Raw genomic sequence first — 19,552 nt, 5'->3', positions numbered from 1 at the left:
AGACGAATTGTAAAACAATTCTGAAAATGGCCCGCAAAAGGGACTGTCCCCCTTATCCCTTACGCGGAAATGTGATTTCCACTTTGTACAAATCTGCATCCGTTGATATTTTCAGGGTTCCATGCTGCAGCTTTGCAAAGCTTTTGGCGATGGCGAGGCCCAGCCCGGAGCCTTCGGTGTTTCTTGATATATCTCCTCTGACGAATCTGTCGGTTATTTCTTCTGAATTGAAGTCCAGCTCCTCCGCGGATACGTTTTTCATGGAAATGTGTACCTGGTCATCCAGTTCGTTCATTTCTACGTATACTCTTGTATGAGGCATTGCATATTTTGTGATATTCACAATCAGGTTCTCGAAGATACGGTAAGTCTTCTGGCTGTCCAGCCATAATATAATCTTATGATCCGGGAGCGACCAGCGGAAATCCAGATTTGTTTCTTTTATTTTACTATCATACTCCAAACCTACCTGTTTTAGCAAATCTACTATATCAACTGACATAAAATTCATCGTCACATTGTTACTTGCCGCCTTGCTGATTTCAAACAAATCTTCTATCAGTCCTTTTAAGCGCAGGGATTTCTGTTCCAGAATCTGAATGTATTCTTTTCTCTTTTCCTCGTCACTTTCAGTTTTCAGTAAATCCGTATATGTGATAATGGCAGTCAGAGGTGTCTTCAGATCATGTGAGACATTGGTAATTAACTCTGTCTTCATTCTCTCACTTTTTACTTCCTCTTCCACTGCTTTTTTAAAACCAGTCTGAATTTTCTTTAATTCTTCCTGAACAGGATTAAAGACTCCTATATCTGCTTCGAAACTGGAATCCAAATCGCCTTCTGCCAGTCGATTTGTGGCCTGAAGCAGCAGCTTGTATTTAGACTGAATATCTTTAAAATACTTTTTAAAAAAGAAGAACAGAACTATCGAATAAATAACAAGGGCTGCGATTCCGTAAAACCACATACTGCAGATAATCAGTAGGACAACAAGATTTAAGACAACAATTTTTAAAATAGTACGGTTTGTTTTGTCCTGAAAGTCCAGATGGAGCAGCATATCATACTGTTTCCCGCAAAAATGTTTAGTTCGGTTACAGATTTCCCCGGCCTTCTTCTTTATTCCTCTCCCATATTTAGCCTTTCGTTTATTCAGCCAGCGAAATAATCCAGCACACAATGTTCTTTCAGTCCAATATGCTTTTTTCATGGTAAACATGGCACCAAGGCATACGAATCCCCAGAATACAATACCAAATACAACAAACCACATCACCGTATTGGCAGCGAAATTAACAACAGCGCCCAGAGCATTTGGCCTTGCATTGATTGTAATCAATACCATCTCCGCAACAAAGTTTCCCAGGCCCGCCAAAATGCCCAGTGCAGTAACAACAATTTCAAAAGGAGCAGCAAATATCCTTTTTTCTTCAAAGATATCGCGTCGCTTTATAGCCAGAAAGATGGCCGTGACAGCAACAATCAATCCTAACGCGATGCTAACCGTACTGTATAATTCACTTTCCATCAGCCTCCTTATGGAAAGATATTCAGAATCGTAGCTGTCTTTTATATAAGCATTCAGTTTTTCTTCAGTCATTCCATACACTATCTGTACACCGGATGGTATCTCAATACCCTGATATGGGTAGGGTTCCATATCCAGAAGATACTGCTCCATTTGATACTGCCGCTGCATATCTGTCTTGCCCCCGGTTACCTGGACTTTCGAGATTTCTCCGTCCTTTTGAAATATAAATTCTACTCGAAATGCATAGGAGGTATCTTTTGCTTTTAAGTTCTTCAAAACAGAATTATTACTCGTACCCAGCTGCGCAGTTCCCCTTGAGTCAAACACTTCATAATCCATATATTTGCGCAGCAAATCAAAGCGGCTGTTTCCGTATTGTTCCTGCAGCAGTGCTCTGTCTATTTTTCCTGTCACTTCATTGTACAAAATATAGTTTCCAATCTCCAGATCCCGGCAAATATCCGTCAGAGACTGTTCATATATGGCATCATTTTCCCCGCTTTGCATCACACGGGAAAATGATGGATATGCCGCCACCATTCCCACCGAGCATGTGATTACCAGTACAAAAATAAATACAAGTATCCGCCTACGACTGTTTTTCAATTTTATATCCAACTCCCCACACCACCTTCAAATATTTTGGATTTTTTGGGTTCACTTCAATTTTTTCCCGAATGTTGCGCACATGTACCATAATTGTGTCTGTATTAATAGCCCTTTCCTGCCAGACCCGTTCATAAATTTCTTCTGCACTAAAGACATGCCCGGGGTTTTTGGCAAGCAGCAGAAGAATCTTATACTCGATAGGCGTCACTTTCACGGGATTCCCATCCACTGATACTTCCACCGTGTCCTCGTTAATTTCCAGCCCACCAATTACATGCACATTTTCTTTTGGCTCCAGTTTCTCCATAAATCTTTTGTAACGCCGTATCTGCGAATTCACCCTTGCCATCAACTCCATAGGGGTAAAGGGCTTCGTCACATAATCATCTGCCCCCAGATTGAGTCCTGTAATTTTGTCCACCTCCTCGGATTTTGCAGATAACATGATAACAGGAAAATCGTATTTTTCTCTCAGTTTCATCGTCATCTGGATCCCATCCATGCGAGGCATCATAATGTCCACAATAGCCAGATGAATATTTTCTTTATCTATAATTTCCAGTCCTTCTATGCCGTCTGCTGCCTGAAACACTTTATATCCCTGGCTTTGCAGATATATCTGAACACCTTCTCTAATTTCCTTGTCATCTTCCACAAGTAAGATATGATTCGTTTCCATAATTTCCTCCTGCATTATACTATCTAAATTTCTTCTATCAGTATATCACACTGACAGGAAGTTCAGGAATATGCCTTTTGTCTACCTCTCCATAATTGTGCGCTGCTACAGTTATCGTAGAAAACGGCAAGGGTATCACATATTTATCCCATCTCCTGGTGAGACGAAGCTTTGAAGAGTAAGAAACTGTAATTCCTACAAAATCCTCCTGTACCTGCTTTGCCAGATAAAATGCCAGTTTTTTCGGCTTATGCCTTGGACCCAGGGGACCGTCCAGAGCAACTGCTATACACCGGGTACTCTCATACGCATTTTGTAAAACATTTTTCAGTGCTCCAAATCCTGCAGCTCCGTCGGATACCCTGATTGCATGCCCTCCGCAGTGCTCTATTAGCTTTTGTATATAATTTCCTCTTCCGTCAGCAGTCACAATCACATCCACGGGATTCGTCTGTTTTGAAAGTTCTTTCAACACCAGATTCATAGAAAAACTATCTTCGTGCCAGAAGCCAAATACCTGCCTGCCGCGGCAAATCGAAGCTTCGGCCCACTGTATTGCGACCGTCTTCTCAAGAAGCTTTAAATATCCTGTAAATAAGCGCACCAGAATGTTCCGGCCAGCCTGCTTCATCTTCATATGCACTCTTCCTTTCTCCTTTTGCTCTCATACACTGCTCATAAAGCTGCTCTTCATACACTGCCAGTCTGGAGGCCTTAAAACGGCCGGCATCCGATTGCGCCTGTTCTTTCAATTTTCCATAGTTTTCTTTCTTCAAAGCCTCTATAATTTTCTCAGTCCACTCCTCTGTATCTTCCTTAGTCATGTAACCATTTTGTCCGCTGACAACAATATCCTCCACCCCTGTGGCCTGTACGGCAACTACCGGGCTGCCTGCAGCCAGCGCTTCAGCCAGAACGATTCCCTGGGTTTCGGATTTTGATGCAAACAGAAACAATTCGCAGGCACTTATATAATTTTTTATCCTCTCGTTTTCTATATTTCCTAAAAAAAGGACTTCTTCCGAAATTCCCAGTTCCTCCGTCATCTGCTCCAGTCTGTTTCTCATACTCCCTTCTCCGATGAATAATAACCTGAAAGTGTCACCAATTTTTTCCTTCAGCTTTGCGGATCCGCGTAAAATAAATTCAGGATTTTTTTCTTTCTCCAGCCGGGACACAGTACAGAACAGATGGGTTTTTCCTCCAAGGTATTCCTTTCTAAGCATCTTAGCTTCTTCTTGATCCTGTATATAGAATGAATCTTCCAGCCCTGTCGGAAGTATAGCTGTGGCTGTCTTTGTTCCTCTTTCTTTTATTATCTCTTGCATACTTGCAGTCGGGGTCAGTACAAGATCACATTGGTTGGTAAACCAGGTGATATATTTTGGTATCAGCTTTTCCTTGCTCAGTCTGAAGATTTTCCTTCCCACAGCTTTATTTTTCTCCATGGTACGAAACAGACGCAGGTAGTGGAGATAATCCTCATATTTTGTATGATAGGTATAGATTACCGGCAAGTCGTATTTTTTACCAAGATAAAGAGCCACAGGCCCCACAAACATAGGGTGATGTACGTGAATACAATCAAACATTTTTCTTTCAAAGGTCTGTAATATTTCCTTGATTATTACTTTAGGACAGACCATTCCGTTTTCAAGCTTATACATACCTGTCTGATAGCGGATGACATCTATACAATTCCTGTCCTTTTTTCCAAGCTGTAAAGTTGTTTGTTTTTCATCCTCTTTCTGTCCATATTCCGGAGCAAATACAGTCACACTGTGTCCTCTCTTTGCCAGCTCCTTAGCCTGCCTTTCTACCGATATTGGCACTCCTCCCACAAAAGGGCTATAGTTATTCGTCAACATTGCAATTCTCATTTCCTTTAAGCCTCCTCATGCTAGTATTCTAATTGCTGCTTCTCCAAAGTAATATCCAGCACCTATAAATACCAGATTCCACAAAAAGATTCCCAAAATTGAACTCACCGTATACTTCACGAAATCCATTTGCACCATTCCTGCCGGTATCGATATAAGAGTCCGTACCATTGGGAGCAGTTTACTTATAAACACTCCGATACAACCCTTTTCGCGAAGCATTTCTACTTTTTTTTCTATGACGGTTCGGTGTTTCGGAAACTTCCGGAAATAAAAGCGCATAAATCCTGAACCGCCAAGCCTTCCGAGAAAATATAAAAGCCAGCTTCCTGTAAGTCCGGCTGCTACAGACAACAGCATAACCGTTGGAAAGCTTACCTCACCTTTTGCCGCCCATATACCCGCCAGAGGCATGATAACCCCTGCCGGAAATCCAGGCAGATTCATATATTCCAGGAGAACAATCAGATATATAAAAAAACAACCATATTGGAAAAAGTATTGCGTCAATGTTTGGACATTCATAGAAACAGCCTCCTTTAGAATTCTGTATTATTTTAAAACAGAATTCTAAAGGAGGCCGTTATAAGAATCTAAAAACTTTCTTAAGATTTCGCACCATTTAATATTTGATCAATCAGCTTTGATGCCTCGCTTCTTGTAATTGTCTCGGGATTCCAGGTTATTTTCATCCCGTTATTGCGCATAAGCTTTTTCAGAAATCCAATCTGTTTTTCTGTAGCACGTGTTACCGGCTTCTGTTTATAATTAAGTGCTGCAGGCTGAAACAGCTTCGGATCAGTCTCTTCAAAAAAATGAGCCAATGTCTGATATAATTTTGCAGTGGCAAGGGCATCGTGATATGCCCTATGGGCTGCACTGTTCACAATATGATAATACTCGCACAGAGAACCCAGACTTTTAGATTTCATTTCCTTGTGTACCTTCTGGGCAATTTTTAACGTATCGATTCCGTTCTTTTCGAAATCCATCCCTTCTGATAAGGCACTCATTTTCATAAAGCTGTAATCAAAAATAACATTATGGCCGATCAAGATATCATCTTCACAAAAATCCAGGAAATCAGGTATAACATCCTGCCTGCGTCTCGCCTGCTCCACCATCTGATTGGTAATCCCTGTCAGCTCCGTAATGGCAGGCTGTATAAACTCCGTGGGGCGGATAAACTCCATAAACCGCTCCTGCACTATTCCATCACGCACCTTCAGCGCACCTATTTCTATAATCTCATTCTGTTCCGGATCAAGCCCGGTTGTTTCCACATCAAAGGCAACATACGATTTCAGCATATCTTATCTCCTGTTACTCTCTATCTTTTACGACACTCTACTAATCACGAAATACAATATCCCCGGTCTCGGCATTCATTTTTTCTATAATCGCCAGAGATTCCAGCTGAAATCCCAGATTCCGTATGATACGTCCGCCGGATTGAAAGCCCTTTTCAATAGCAATACCGATTCCTTCCACCGTAGCTCCCGCCGCCTGCACAATACGTATCAATCCCTGAAGCGCACAGCCGTTTGCCAGAAAATCATCAATAATCAGAACGTGATCCTCCGGTGACAAAAACTTTTGAGCTACAATGACATTGTTCTTACATTTATGAGTAAAAGACTCCACCTCTGCCACATACATCTCCCCTTCCAGGTTAATGCTCTGCGACTTCTTGGCAAAGACCACCGGAACATCAAATTGCTGTGCCACAATACATGCAATACCGATGCCGGATGCTTCAATTGTCAGAATCTTATTAATCGGCTTGTCCGCAAAACGGTTCTTAAACTCCTTTCCCATTTCATCAAATAAATGAATATCCATCTGATGATTCAGGAAGCTGTCAACCTTTAACACATTGCCTTCCTTAACAATCCCATCCTTTAAGATCCGTTCTTCTAAAACATTCATCACAGTTCCTCCATTTTCAAAAAGGGGTCTGACCCTTTTGAGTCTCTTTTTCTCTTAATTTCCGTTTGTATGAAATATTTCAAAAACTTTATGCAGCATAAATGAATTCACCCAGACTACCAGCGACACACCTGCCACGAACCACAGCATTATACCGATCATCAGTGTTCTTGTATTCAACAGCGTAAGTATAACCGGACCTGCCGTGACCACAACCATAAGTATCGTGTAGGGCAGCTTTGCCACGGATAGCAGCAGCGCATTTTTTAAAGTGTTCTTAATGGTATTCTCATAACGTGCCGTCAGCGGAAATACATATATCACTACACATAGCCAGATAAACCCCAATATGGTAAAGATTCCCTGAAATACTGTGCGTATCGGGGGCTCCATACCGGAAACCAGCCGAATATCGACTCCAAGCACAGCTCCTATACCACCCATAATCAGCCATATTATAGTGCCATCTTTGAAATTATCCTTAAATGCTCTGAAAAATCCCTTTACAATATATCCCTCTTCATTTTTCACTACCTTCAGCATCACTGTGTACAATGCAGTGGTTGAAGCCCCAATTGTAAAAAGCGGAATGGAACATATCACCCATAAAACATTCAGTAGTATAAAGTCGCATAGCCTGCTTAAAGCCCGCATTACTACGTTATCTGTCCAGTTCATAATATTCTCTCTTTTCCTGTGTTATTTGTAACTGCTCAAGCTTGGTTCTGAATAATTACTATTATACTTTAAAAAAGACAAGTTCTCAACACACTTTTAAAATTCAGATAGGGAGCTTTCTCTTGCTTATGCCGTCAAAATTCGCATGGCTGAACTGTTACTTCAAATAAATAGTATGGTAAAGAAAAAGTGCTGCGGCCCTATAAATTGGCACATAGCACTTTTCTGCAAAAGCGGGTGATGGGAATCGAACCCACGTATCCAGCTTGGAAGGCTGGTGTTCTACCATTGAACTACACCCGCGTTATCTTTGACACGAGAAATATTTTAACACAGACGGAGCAGGTTTTCAATACCCAAATTATTTTTTTCATTCCGACGGTTACTCTTGACTTGTCATTTTCATAGAAATACCTTATATTTAAAGAAGACTAAAACTTTATTATAGGGAGACTTGAAAATGAATTTTAATTTTAACCAGCTTGCCATACTTCAGAAGTTTAAAAGTGCCAGAGAGCGCTTCACCAATAATCATCCTAAATTTCCTCCATTTATAAAGGCAGTCGCAGATAATGCCCTGATGGAAGGTACTATTGTTGAAATCACTGTTACAACCCCGGAGGGAAAATGCTACAGTTCAAATATCAAATTAAAAGAAGACGACATCGAAATGATGAAGATGCTGCAGCAACTTGACCAGTAAACAGCCGGTCCAGCCCGCAGATAGTCCGCTAGTTCTCCAGGTTCAGATATATTCCATCTGTCTTCGCTTCCTTTAAAATGAAATGATTCTTCTTATAACTGAGGAGTCCCTCTTTTTGCATTTTTGAAAGCTCGCTGGAAAGCGCACTTCTGTCCACAGCGAGATAGTCCGCAAGCTGCTGGCGGCTAAAGGGAATATCTATGTGCATCTTTCCCTGCCTCACAGCTTCCCAGGACAGATAGGACAACAATCTCTCGCGAATTGTTTTTGGTGTGATATGATTTATTTTCCGTGACAAATTTAGATTTTTCACAGACATTGTGATAAGCAGGTTGCGGATAAGTCTCTCGTGGTAACCGCAAGTGGAATTGCAGGTTCGTATTACCTTTCCCATATCCAGAAACATAACTTTGGATTCCATAGTCGTCACCACATCTGCCATCATTGGTTCTTCAGGATTGCAGGCGTATGTTTCCGCAAAAACATCTCCGGGCAAAATATGTCCGATAATGTTCTCATTTCCCCACACATCTGTTCTGACAATGTTGACTCCCCCCTCTATCAGCAATCCCAGCCGATGTACTGTCTGTCCCATGTGGTATATTGTATGGTCTTTGGGATAGCTTCTTTCCTCTGCACTAAGGCATTTCAGCATGGCCTTAGTTTCTTCCTGTGATGCCCCTGCAAATAATTCAGTCTCTATAATAATTTTATAATCCATTTTTCTCCGTTTCGTTGTAATAACAACATCCTCTTTCTATTGAGTATAGTACAATGCCAGTATGAAATCAAGGAAATCAATAAGGAGGTATTTATTGTGATAAGAAAAATTATAGAAATAGATGAAGAAAAATGCAACGGCTGCGGACTATGTGCACAGGCATGTCATGAAGGGGCTATTGGAATGGTAAACGGAAAAGCAAAACTATTAAGAGATGATTACTGTGATGGATTGGGCGATTGTCTTCCGAACTGTCCGACAGGGGCCATTACTTTTGTAGAGCGGGAAGCTGCCGAATATGATGCAGAAGCTGTTCTTCAGCATCAAAAAGCCAGGAAAGAACAGTCACATCCCTTTGTCTGTCCCGGATCACGTGCAAAGGCGATAGACCGTACTCCGGTACAAAAAAGTGTACCAGCCACATCCGATGTGGCTGAATCTCAGCTTGGCCAGTGGCCCGTGCAGATAAAGCTTGTCCCTGTCAATGCACCTTACTTTGAGAATGCCCAGCTGCTTATCGCCGCAGACTGCACAGCCTACGCCTATGCCAATTTCCATCAGGATTTTATGCAGGGAAAGATTACACTGATAGGATGCCCAAAACTGGATGACGTTGATTATTCTGAAAAGCTGACCGAGATTATCAGACAGAATTCAATTAAAAATGTCACCATAATACGAATGGAAGTTCCCTGCTGCGGCGGACTGGAGCAGGCAGTCAAAACTGCTCTTATGAACAGTGGCAAAATGATTCCATGGCAGGTCGTAACCGTCTCCACAGAAGGAGAAATTCTATAACAGAAAAGTCTGGACTTAATCTTACGGACATTCCTAAGTGCAATGGGGGCAGTGCTTTACTGCCCTTTTTCTGTTTCATTTCCAACTGTCATGGTTTCGTTCTTTGGCTCCTCCATGTCGTCTGGATGTCACTCATCGTTTTTTACCAGAAACTTCAAAGTAACAAAAACAACTGCTATGGCCACTGCCCCAAACACCAGATCTGTCATTGAAGTGGCATATATCAGCATCTTCCTGGCTATTACAAAAAGTATCAATTCCAGAAGTGCCTTATTCGAATGATATAATATCATTGATATGAGCTCTGCCCCTACAATCAACAGTAGTGCATGCCCGAGAAAAGCCTGAAAAAGATCGTATGACTTGTCCGGGGATGCCACCAGAATTTCCAAAAAATATTTAACCAGGTCTATTAGTCCAATAACAATTCCAATCATTAATATAACAGCAATAATAATTTCAATTGCATGAATAGCCTTTTTAAACTTCTCTTCGATAAAAAAATCTTTCATTGTGTTATCCCCTAAACAGTTGTCCTTGTTGCAGCTGTTACAAGTGAACGGCATAGCAGCAGTTAAGGCAATATATGTCCTGCACTTAAATAAAGCTTATACCACTCTTCCCTGCTTAGATTGATATTGGATCCCTTCGCTATTTCTTCCAGCCGGCTCAGATTTGTTGTTCCGGCTATCATCTGTACATGTGCAGGATGTCTCAGCATCCAGGACGTTACAATTGCAACAGGTGTCACACCATAACGCTCTGCCAGCTCCTCTAACTGCTGATTTAATTCCGGATACTTTTCACTTCCAATAAATACTCCTTCAAAGAAACCGTACTGGAAAGGAGACCATGCCTGAATTGTTATATTCTTCAAGCGGCAGTAATCGAGAATACTCCCGTCATGGTCCACGGAGCCGTCCGTCAGCATGTTGACTTCCATCCCGTTCGCTATCATATTGGAAAATGGTATGCTAAACTGCAGCTGGTCAGTAACAAGGTCCTGTTTTACATACTTCTTCAGCAATTCTATCTGCATTGGTTTGTGATTAGATACACCGAAATTCCTCACCTTCCCCGATGCATTCAACAGGTCAAAGGCCTCTGCCACTTCCTCGGGCTCCATGAGGGCATCCGGACGGTGGAGAACCAGAACATCCAGATAATCAGTGTCCAGCCTTTTCAAACTGTCTTCTACAGATTTTATAATATGTTCCTTTGAAAAGTCATACATCACTCCCGGGACAATCCCACACTTGGACTGCAGAATAATATCCTCGCGTCTGAATTCTGTTTTTGCAAATGCCCCGGCAAAAAGAGATTCACATTTACCGTCTCCGTATATATTAGCATGTTCGAAAAAGTTTATTCCCAGCTCCATGCATTTATTAATGTAACTTTCCAGACTTTCCCCATCCAGAGCATTTATCCTCATACACCCTGCTGCAATTACCGGCACTTCAAGGCCGCTTGTTCCCAATGGCATTCTTTTCATCTCTTGTGTCCTCCTCAATATGCAGTATACTGAATTTTGTCTCCATTATTATATGCTTTCGAAAAGAGCTTCGTCAAGTGCTTTGATTCGTATTTTAAGTGTTTGATGTCAATATCCCCTTTTATTGTGCACTTTTTAATCAGATATCAAGTTTTTTAAACAAATAACTTGATTTTATAGGCATAAACATGTAAAATCAAACTCAATGAGGCGCAAGGTTATTCAAATCGTATAATAAGTTAAACTTAATATTACTGTTTTCCATTATGTATATTCTGGGGATTGGCCCAGAGTCTCTACCAACTGCCGCAAGAGTTGACTACATAAATTTGTCTTAATGACAATTTTATAGGCAACTCTTTTTTGTTGCCTGAAAACAGGAAAGTTGGCTTTTTATAATAAAAAATAATAGGGAGGGTAGAGAGATTCATGTTGTTAAGAGTGGGATAAGAATATGGTTAATGAAACATATTATGAAATAACGGAGGCTCAAAATGAATACAGATACAGAAAACAAAACAGGCATTTTTGACAATTTTTTTGGTATTACACAGAGCAAGTCTAACATGAGTACAGAAATACTTGCGGGTTTTACTACATTTATCACCATCGCATATATATTAATCCTGAATCCTCAGGTTTTGGCAGATCCATATGTGATTATGGGAAACGCCGCGATGGCAGGAAAGATATCTAATGGTGTATTCATCGGGACATGTATCGGCGCATTTATCGGGACTATTCTTTGTTCCATATATGCCAAGGTTCCATTTGCTCAGGCACCCGGTATGGGACTTAATGCATTCTTTGCATACACGGTTGTGCTGGGAATGGGATATACTTATGGGCAGGCACTTGTCATCGTATTCCTGTCAGGAATATTCTTTATTGTTATTACTGCTGTGGGTTTGAGGGAGGCGATTATCCGTTCGATTCCGGATGCGGTAAAGACGGCGATAACACCTGGAATTGGTTTGTTTATCACGATTATCGGACTTAAAAATTCTGGCCTGGTTGTAGGAAACCCGGCAACACTTGTCAGCATGGTGGATTTTGCACAGTGGAGAAATCCAGAAGCAGATCTGGCTCCAATGATGGGGGCATTAGTCGCATTGATTGGTTTAATCATTATGGGAATACTTCATGCAAAAAAAGTGAAAGGTTCCATCCTAATTGGTATTGTAGCATCAACTATTGTAGGAATTCCTTTGGGAGTCACTCATTTATCAAACTTCAGCCTGGACATCGGGGCAAAGTTTTCTGACTTTGCAGAGGTCTCTTTCATGAAGATGGATTTTGCCGGCCTGTTCCGGGGTGAAAGTATGATAGATACAGTGTTCACAGTTGTCATGCTGGTTATTAGTTTTTCACTGGTAAATATGTTCGACTCTATCGGAACCTTGTTAGGAGCTGCAAAGCAGTCTGGTCTGATAGATGAAAACGGCGAAGTTGTCCGTATGAAGCAAGCTTTAATGTCAGACGCGATTTCAACAGCAGCAGGTTCTATGGTAGGTACATCTACTGTTACCACCGTTGTGGAATCCAGCGCAGGCATCGCAGAAGGTGGAAAAACCGGAATGACCAGCTTTGTGACAGCGTTATTATTCCTGGGCTCAATTATTTTCGCGCCCATAGTAAGCATAGTTCCGGGAGCAGCCACAGCTCCGGCACTTGTCTTCGTAGGAATTTTAATGTTAAGCAATATAAAAGATGTAGATTTCCGCGACATGACCAATGCGCTTCCTGCATTCTGCACCATCGTGTTTATGCCATTTACCTACTCTATCGCAAATGGTATTGCACTTGGACTTATTACATTCTGCCTAATGAAGATATTTACCCAAAAGAGGGGAGAAGTGAAAGCATTAACATTAATAATATCCATCGTATTTGTCATCAGATACATATTTATGACACTTGGATAGGGCTGCATATTTTCATACCTTTTATCTTTAAAAAGAGGGCCGGGAAACCCAGTACCTGTTTATATGGATTTCCGGCTCTGCTTATAAATACTTTTCTTCCAGCTCCTTTAGCACCTGGAGCTGATATTCCCTTTCAGCGGCATTTTCCGAATCTGCTTCGAAGGCCCGGCTTTGCTCTTCGACCCACTCCATTGATTTTTGTGGTAAGTGCTTTTCACCAAATGTAAATACCGTATCATTTTCTTTTTGAATATGTCTTCGCAGGAGATGCTCATAGCTGCCTGCCGCTACCAAAATGGCTAATTTGTTCTCATCAGAAGGGTTTTCTTTGAAAGAGTCAAGTGCCTCATCCAAGTCAGAAACATACAGGCGTCCGAGGTCATGCTCTATGAGCATCCCTCCCTGTATTACCTTTTCTGCCGGACCGCCCAAATCTTCTACCATAGCTTTGAACAGATATTTTTCTTCTTTTCCGTGATGGGTCTTATCGGCATATCTGCGGATAAATGCTACCGTCTTTTTAAAATCATCTACATCTATCTGATCGTTTAGCAGTACATCTAATGATGCTTTATGAACCACATCCAACATCCGCTGAATGTTTTCGTGTTCTTTCTTAAGAAGTTCTATATTATTCATTTTCCTTCCTTTCTCAGGCAGTACTCTGAGGTTGCAGTATGACTGTAAACAATACCATAGTTTTCGAGTACCCCTTCTATCCATGAATCTCTCAAACTATAATAAACATCTACTCCGAAATCCGGATATTTCCAGTACTTTTCATGGGGGCAATTTCTTATTCTCCATTTAACAACGTCCGCACTTTGTTCTGTGACATCAAACGGGAAATCGCAGGGCATGCCATCCAGAAGAATATCGCATATAGCCTGGTAAGTCTCTTTTGCATTCAGTCCCTCAGGCAGAATATATTCCCATCCCAGCTTCTTCATCGCTTTTTTGAGTTCATCAACTCGCTGAGCATCTTCTCTTAAAGTTTCATATACAGCTCTCGCGAAACGCTTTTCACTGGCCTCCACTGCCTGTCCCAGCCAGCCGTGGATGTTACTCTGGTCAATGATATTTTCAAGAGGCTCATTCAAAGCTTCCGGAGCTTCTTGGTTTATCTTGTTCTGCAGATCGGCGGACCAGCCATTTTGAACTGCTAAGTTTATAATTGCCTTTATCATTTTTTCCTGATGCAGTATCCGTTCGTACATTTTAGTATGAACGGGCCCTAAAATCTTACTCATATTTCCCCCTCCAGACTAGCATTTAATTTGGCAGCCATCTCGTCCGCACTTACCCCGTGCACCATGCAGGCGTCTTCCAGGGATTCCATCTGAGAAGCCGGGCAGCCAAGGCAATGCATCCCCATCTCCATCAGTATTGGCGCCAGCTCGCCATTTAGCCTTAGAATTTCTCCAATCAACATGTCCTTTGTAATCTTGTTTTCACTCATGTTATGCTCTCCTCTCTGTGATAAATTGCGTTAACTTTCCAATCAAATCATTTACGGAAATTTCTCCCCGCTGTGCTATCATTTCTAATGTTGCAATGTTGGACATCGCCTTAAATGCTATGGGATTTAGCAACTTTTTATACTTTGGTGAAATCTCCGGTAAATAAGAACGAAGCCCAGGGTATTTCTTAATAACCTCACCTATTACAGTATCGGGTGCAAATCCATACGGATTAGGTACAGAAGCTACTGTCTCTTTATTTGCTGCCTTCTTAGTAGATTCATTACCCTTTTGCCAGGTTAATAATCTCTGGTTACCTTCCAGACTTCTGATATGGGTTGCGTCCTGCATCATTTCCAGAACACCGCAAAACTTTCCATTATCATCCCTCACTGCAGTGTAAAGAATATAGACAAACTTACCTCCCTTTTCCATCCAGAACTCTGCCTCGTCCTGCCGCCCGGCTCGAAACTCTTCTATAATTTGCTCTACAGTGTGAACACTTTCCCTCGGATGACAGTTCTTCACGTTCCGCCCGATTACACCGGGACTCCTTGGGAATATACGATGTTTTGTGTCGCTGTAGAACCGCACCAATTCATTTTCATCCACATAAGATAAGTCTACAGGCAAATGCCGGAAGATCAGATTAATCTGCTGCAGCGTCAGCTTACCCTGCCTGACATCCAATTCTCCCACTTCCTTTTCCATTTGTCTGTCCAATTTATCCAATTGATTTGAAACGGGACTGCGCGGTGGTGTATCAATCAGACAATAACCGATTTCATCATCCCCTTCCCGCATAAGCAGGAATTCATCCTGGGAAATCATCTCCAGAGCCGTGGGAAATAACACAATGTCCTCTTTTTCCATCAAATCCTGCAGCAGTTGTACAAGTTCATCATAGTTCTTAAAAAAGAGTGCTTCTTTTTTATCTTCCAGTGCTCCTGCAGTTCTGCGAAGGGCTGCAGACACCTTATCATCCAGTGTCCACATGATTTTGCCTGGCCGGTCAAAGCCTTGCTTTTCAAATGCAGGATACAATTGATTCTGCTTACGTGACAGATGCATTTCATACTGGTTTAATGCTTCCATAAGCTCTGCCCACTGATTCGGGATAAATTTCTCCCTGGAAAGTGTATCGCCCTTTTTCAGAAGCTGTTTTACGGCTTCATTTTCACGCTGATACGTGCAGACAGGATGCCAGTCCTCCACCTCCAAATCAGTAGCCTGAAGAACATTTTGAAAGATTTCTAAAAAAAATTCTATGCTGTTATATACTACATCATCTTTAATATTTCGTTTCGTCAGCTCCTGCTCCGCCAACGCCACTTCGTCTACAGATACTTCATCGAATTCACTTTGTACCGCTTCCTGTGCTTCTTCTAACTGTGTCTGCCCCGTCACAAAGGATTCTAAAATATCTGCCAGTCTTAAGATTTTGGTGTTCTCCACATCTGACATATATAATCACCTCCTAAGATACTATTATTAACTCCTTTATCTAAATAGATTCTACATTCCGACATTTCATTTGTATGTTGTATTTACAACGTGGCAGCTATATATTTTTTCTTCATTTTAGGATTTCCTTTTCTTTTCGTTCCGTGTTATCATAATTAGAGTTTGGATTTATTTATAAGGAGATTTTATTATGAAATTGATGCTGCATTATTTAAAGCGGTACAAACGCTACGTATTTTTTAACATTCTGGCGGTCTTTGGTTTTGCCGCTGCTGAGCTTGGAATCCCCACCGTGGTATCTGAGATGATTGACAATGGTATTATTTTAAATGACAGAGGCTATATTTACAGAATGGGCCTTGTACTTCTGGCTGTGGCTATTTTGGGCGGGATTGGCAATATTGTCCTCGCCTATGGCAGCGCTAGAGTAAGTACTTATATTGTAAGAGATATCCGCAATGATATTTTCAGGAAATCCCAGGAATATTCCCATACAGAATATAATAAGTTTGGAGTTTCCAGTATGATTACAAGAACCACCAACGATGCTTTTGTTCTGATGCAGTTTATTAATGTTCTGCTTCGTACAGCACTTTTAACACCGATTATGATTTTTGTGAGCATGCTTATGGTCATCCGAACCAGTTTTTCGCTTTCTATGGTAATCGGCGGCTGTATTCCTATACTCTGCTTTGGAATTTATCTGATCGCAAAAAATAGCAAACCCATCAGTGCCAGACAGCAAAAGGGAATGGATAAATTAAACAGAATTTCCAGGGAGAACCTGACCGGAGTGCGTGTAATCCGTGCATTCTGCAAGGATTCTTATGAAACCCGGCGTTTTTCTGATGCCAATGAAGATTATGCAAAAAACGCGAAGAACATGTTCAAGCTTGTTTCTATTACCTACCCTGCTTTTTTTCTGCTGTTAAACATCGGAGTAGCTATCGTATTTATCATATCAAGCCACATGATTGATATGGGAACACTTCAGGTCGGAAAACTTGTGGCATTCCAGGAATATATGTTCCATGCCATGTTCTCCATGCTGATATTTTCTATGGTTTTTATTATGTACCCGAAAGCAGACATCAGTGCAGCCCGGATCCAGGAGCTGCTCGACGAAGATCCTATCATCAGTAACCCAAAGAATCCTGTAAGCGAAGGGGACGGCAGTACTTCTCTTGTGTTTGAACATGTATGCTTCCTATACCCGGATGGGGAGGCTCCTGTACTGCATGATATCTCTTTCGAAGCCGGTAAAGGGGACACCATTGCCTTCATCGGCAGTACCGGAAGCGGCAAGAGCACACTGATAAACCTAATCCCCCGTTTTTATGACATCAGTTCAGGAAGTATAAGAATTGACGGCGTCGATGTACGTAAATATGACCTTGCCGCCCTCCGCCGTAAAATCGGACTTATTCCCCAGAAAGCACTGCTTTTCAGCGGAAGTATTCAAGAAAATATCTGCTATGGAAAGCAGGACGCTGACCGGGAGGAAGTAGAACAGGCTGCCAAAATAGCAGAAGCATACGATTTTATCACGGAAAAGCCAGGACAGTTTGAAGAAATGATTGAAGAGAGCGGCGCCAATATGTCCGGCGGACAGCGGCAGCGCCTGAGCATAGCCAGGGCTATTGTAAGAAGACCTGAAATCTACATTTTTGACGATTCCTTCTCCGCTCTGGACTTTAGAACCGACGCGAAACTCCGCAAAAAAATGAAATCGGTAACAGCAGAATCGATTACTCTGATTGTGGCCCAGCGTGTATCTTCTATTATGGATGCCACCAAAATCATTGTGCTGAACGAAGGTATGATGGTAGGTACAGGTACTCACCGAGAGCTGTTAAAGGACTGCTCTATTTATCGTGAAATTGCCGAGAGTCAGTTATCAAAGGAGGAATTGGGAGCATGAAAAAGAAAACAGGCCTTACACGGCTGATTCCTTATATAAAAAAACATGGTTTGAAAGTCATTATTGCTATTTTACTGATTATCACAGCTGCCATTTTAATGGTAACCAGTCCGTACCTGGAGGGAATGATTACATCTCAGCTTTTTTCCGATGTCACGGCAGGACATGGGGTCAATTTTAGCAGGATTGGAAAGATTATAGCAGGCCTGATTGTTGTTTACTTTACAGAAGCTTTCTGTAACCTCTGTTATCAGTTTCTCCTGACAGATGCCATTCAGAGTACAATGATGGACCTGAGAAATGAAGTAGAAGGGAAAATAAGACGGCTGCCCATTGCCTTTTTTGACACCCGGCCCCTGGGAGATACCTTAAGTAGAATTACAAATGATGTGGATACAATTTCAAATGCTCTGCAGCAAAGCTTTTCCCAAATACTAAATGCTATTTTGGGCCTAAGCCTTGCTATGTTTATGATGTTCCATATTCAATGGAAAATGGCGCTGATTGCTGTTTTGATTATTGTATTCTCTGCAGTTGTTTCCAAAATTATTATAGGCAGGTCCCAGCCTCTCTTTCAGAAACAACAGAATGCACTGGGACAACTAAATGGAATCGTCCAGGAAAAATACACTGGCTTTAACGAGATTAAGCTTTTTGGGAAACAGGAGGATGCCTTTCAAGAATTTAAAGAAGCAAACGAGAACCTGTGTGAAAATGGATTTAGAGCCCATTTCATCAGCGGTCTCATGTCACCTTTAGTATCCTTTATCACCTATATAGGTATCGGTTTCGTAGCAATTATGGGTGCACTTTATGCCATGTCAGGAGTCATAGCTGTCGGGCAGCTTCAATCTTTTATCCGCTATATCTGGCAGGTGAATCAGCCCCTTTCCCAGATTACACAGCTTTCAGGTGCCATTCAGGCCTCTGTAGCCGCCGTCCACAGAGTATTTGATTTTTTGGATGAGGAGGAAGAAACCGATGACGCAGATTACAGTGCTTTAGAGTGGTCAGCAAAAGGCAATGTAGATTTTGAAAATGTTTATTTTTCCTACAACCCGGAAAGGCCGCTGCTACAGGGTGTAAATGCAAATGTAAAGAGTGGACAGATGGTAGCCATTGTGGGACCTACCGGAGTTGGTAAGACAACACTCATCAATCTGCTGATGCGCTTTTACGATGTCACAGCTGGCTGTATTAAAATAGACGGCATGGATATCCGCCATATGAAGAAAGAAGAGCTTCGGTCACAATTTGGCATGGTACTGCAGGATACCTGGCTTTTTAAGGGTTCAATATTAGAAAATATTTCTTATGGGAAAGATGAAGCGACGGAAGAAGAAATCATGAACGCCGCGAGAATTGCAAACGTAGACCACTTCATCCGGACCCTGCCGGATGGCTATAATATGATACTAAATGAAGAAGCAAACAATGTTTCACAGGGGGAAAAGCAGCTTCTCACTATAGCCCGAGCCGTACTTTGTAATCCCTCTATCTTGATTCTGGATGAGGCCACCAGTTCTGTGGACACCAGACTGGAGCATATGCTGCAGGATGCAATGCAGAAGATTATGAAGGGCCGCACATCCTTCGTAATAGCACACAGATTGTCAACTATCAAAAATGCAGATTTGATACTGGTAATGCATGACGGCAATATTGTAGAGCAGGGAACTCATGAAGAATTACTGGAAAAGAAAGGCTATTACGAGCAGCTATATTATGCTCAGTTTGCCAACTAATCTTTTTCTATCGT

General features: G+C 41.7%; 20 protein-coding genes, 1 tRNA gene and 1 riboswitch. Of the genes, 5 read left to right on the top strand and 16 right to left on the bottom strand.

Annotated features, from left to right (window positions below):
• Positions 1-52 precede the first annotated feature (52 nt).
• From BN3456_RS10780 to BN3456_RS10740, 9 genes are all read right to left on the bottom strand, one after another.
• On the bottom strand, positions 53-2,149 hold the full coding sequence (locus BN3456_RS10780; RefSeq protein ID WP_089984141.1) for a sensor histidine kinase: 2,097 nt from the start codon (positions 2,147-2,149) through the stop codon (positions 53-55).
• Positions 2,121-2,819, bottom strand: coding sequence for a response regulator transcription factor (locus BN3456_RS10775; RefSeq protein ID WP_089984140.1), 699 nt, complete (start codon positions 2,817-2,819; stop codon positions 2,121-2,123). Before BN3456_RS10775 ends, BN3456_RS10780 begins: the two co-directional genes overlap by 29 nt.
• A 37-nt stretch (positions 2,820-2,856) precedes the next feature.
• Positions 2,857-3,456: a DUF374 domain-containing protein gene (locus tag BN3456_RS10770; protein WP_242862861.1), complete on the bottom strand. Its 600-nt coding sequence runs from the start codon at positions 3,454-3,456 to the stop codon at positions 2,857-2,859.
• Complete coding sequence (locus BN3456_RS10765) at positions 3,389-4,699, bottom strand: glycosyltransferase (protein WP_089984139.1); 1,311 nt, start codon at positions 4,697-4,699, stop codon at positions 3,389-3,391. Before BN3456_RS10765 ends, BN3456_RS10770 begins: the two co-directional genes overlap by 68 nt.
• Before the next feature lie 15 nt (positions 4,700-4,714).
• On the bottom strand, positions 4,715-5,224 hold the full coding sequence (locus tag BN3456_RS10760) for a DedA family protein (protein WP_089984138.1): 510 nt from the start codon (positions 5,222-5,224) through the stop codon (positions 4,715-4,717).
• 80 nt (positions 5,225-5,304) lie between these two features.
• Positions 5,305-6,009: a 3'-5' exonuclease gene (locus BN3456_RS10755; protein ID WP_089984137.1), complete on the bottom strand. Its 705-nt coding sequence runs from the start codon at positions 6,007-6,009 to the stop codon at positions 5,305-5,307.
• A gap of 40 nt (positions 6,010-6,049) precedes the next feature.
• On the bottom strand, positions 6,050-6,628 hold the full coding sequence (locus BN3456_RS10750) for a xanthine phosphoribosyltransferase (RefSeq protein ID WP_089984136.1): 579 nt from the start codon (positions 6,626-6,628) through the stop codon (positions 6,050-6,052).
• A 54-nt stretch (positions 6,629-6,682) separates the two neighbouring features.
• Complete coding sequence (locus BN3456_RS10745; protein ID WP_089984135.1) at positions 6,683-7,306, bottom strand: YesL family protein; 624 nt, start codon at positions 7,304-7,306, stop codon at positions 6,683-6,685.
• Between the two features lie 232 nt (positions 7,307-7,538).
• A tRNA-Gly gene (locus BN3456_RS10740) sits at positions 7,539-7,609 on the bottom strand.
• A 157-nt stretch (positions 7,610-7,766) separates the two neighbouring features.
• Here BN3456_RS10740 and BN3456_RS10735 point away from each other — a divergent pair.
• Entirely contained in the window at positions 7,767-8,009 is a 243-nt protein-coding gene (locus BN3456_RS10735) for a hypothetical protein (RefSeq protein ID WP_089984134.1), read from the top strand.
• 28 nt (positions 8,010-8,037) lie between these two features.
• Here BN3456_RS10735 and BN3456_RS10730 read toward each other — a convergent pair whose 3' ends face one another.
• On the bottom strand, positions 8,038-8,730 hold the full coding sequence (locus BN3456_RS10730) for a Crp/Fnr family transcriptional regulator (protein WP_089984133.1): 693 nt from the start codon (positions 8,728-8,730) through the stop codon (positions 8,038-8,040).
• Positions 8,731-8,826: 96 nt separating this feature from the next.
• Between BN3456_RS10730 and BN3456_RS10725 the strand changes: the two genes are divergently transcribed.
• Complete coding sequence (locus BN3456_RS10725; protein ID WP_089984132.1) at positions 8,827-9,528, top strand: 4Fe-4S dicluster domain-containing protein; 702 nt, start codon at positions 8,827-8,829, stop codon at positions 9,526-9,528.
• Positions 9,529-9,656: 128 nt separating this feature from the next.
• Here the strand turns inward: BN3456_RS10725 and BN3456_RS10720 are convergent, their stop codons facing one another.
• Together BN3456_RS10720 and BN3456_RS10715 are read right to left on the bottom strand one after the other, a co-directional pair.
• Positions 9,657-10,040 carry a hypothetical protein gene (locus BN3456_RS10720; RefSeq protein ID WP_089984131.1) on the bottom strand — a complete coding sequence of 128 codons (384 nt, stop codon included), beginning with the start codon at positions 10,038-10,040 and terminating at the stop codon, positions 9,657-9,659.
• 62 nt (positions 10,041-10,102) lie between these two features.
• On the bottom strand, positions 10,103-11,023 hold the full coding sequence (locus tag BN3456_RS10715) for an aldo/keto reductase (protein WP_089984130.1): 921 nt from the start codon (positions 11,021-11,023) through the stop codon (positions 10,103-10,105).
• Positions 11,024-11,269: 246 nt separating this feature from the next.
• Positions 11,270-11,365, top strand: a riboswitch (purine riboswitch).
• Positions 11,366-11,517: 152 nt separating this feature from the next.
• Between BN3456_RS10715 and BN3456_RS10710 the strand changes: the two genes are divergently transcribed.
• Positions 11,518-12,948: an NCS2 family permease gene (locus BN3456_RS10710; RefSeq protein ID WP_089984129.1), complete on the top strand. Its 1,431-nt coding sequence runs from the start codon at positions 11,518-11,520 to the stop codon at positions 12,946-12,948.
• Positions 12,949-13,029: 81 nt separating this feature from the next.
• Here BN3456_RS10710 and BN3456_RS10705 read toward each other — a convergent pair whose 3' ends face one another.
• From BN3456_RS10705 to BN3456_RS10690, 4 genes are read right to left on the bottom strand one after another with little or no spacing between them, the layout of a single operon-like run.
• Positions 13,030-13,587 carry a hemerythrin domain-containing protein gene (locus tag BN3456_RS10705; protein ID WP_176699172.1) on the bottom strand — a complete coding sequence of 186 codons (558 nt, stop codon included), beginning with the start codon at positions 13,585-13,587 and terminating at the stop codon, positions 13,030-13,032.
• Positions 13,584-14,198, bottom strand: a complete 615-nt coding sequence (locus BN3456_RS10700; protein WP_089984127.1) for a hypothetical protein — start codon at positions 14,196-14,198, stop codon at positions 13,584-13,586. Before BN3456_RS10700 ends, BN3456_RS10705 begins: the two co-directional genes overlap by 4 nt.
• Positions 14,195-14,407: a DUF1858 domain-containing protein gene (locus BN3456_RS10695; protein WP_089984126.1), complete on the bottom strand. Its 213-nt coding sequence runs from the start codon at positions 14,405-14,407 to the stop codon at positions 14,195-14,197. Before BN3456_RS10695 ends, BN3456_RS10700 begins: the two co-directional genes overlap by 4 nt.
• Position 14,408: 1 nt before the next feature.
• Positions 14,409-15,872 (bottom strand): PAS domain-containing protein, encoded by a 1,464-nt coding sequence (locus BN3456_RS10690; protein ID WP_089984125.1) that lies wholly within the window; start codon positions 15,870-15,872, stop codon positions 14,409-14,411.
• A 190-nt stretch (positions 15,873-16,062) separates the two neighbouring features.
• On the opposite strand from BN3456_RS10690, the gene BN3456_RS10685 reads away from it, so the two are divergent.
• Together BN3456_RS10685 and BN3456_RS10680 are read left to right on the top strand one after the other, a co-directional pair.
• A complete protein-coding gene (locus BN3456_RS10685) occupies positions 16,063-17,793 on the top strand; it encodes an ABC transporter ATP-binding protein (RefSeq protein WP_089984124.1) in 1,731 nt (576 codons plus the stop codon).
• Positions 17,790-19,538 carry an ABC transporter ATP-binding protein gene (locus tag BN3456_RS10680; RefSeq protein WP_089984123.1) on the top strand — a complete coding sequence of 583 codons (1,749 nt, stop codon included), beginning with the start codon at positions 17,790-17,792 and terminating at the stop codon, positions 19,536-19,538. Before BN3456_RS10685 ends, BN3456_RS10680 begins: the two co-directional genes overlap by 4 nt.
• Positions 19,539-19,552: the final 14 nt, after the last annotated feature.

This window comes from Clostridium sp. C105KSO13 (genome assembly GCF_001517425.1).
Classification (GTDB): Bacteria; Bacillota; Clostridia; order Lachnospirales; family Lachnospiraceae; genus Muricomes.
The sequence above is the reverse complement of the archived record's forward strand: the minus strand, read 5'-3'. Positions and strand labels throughout refer to the sequence as shown.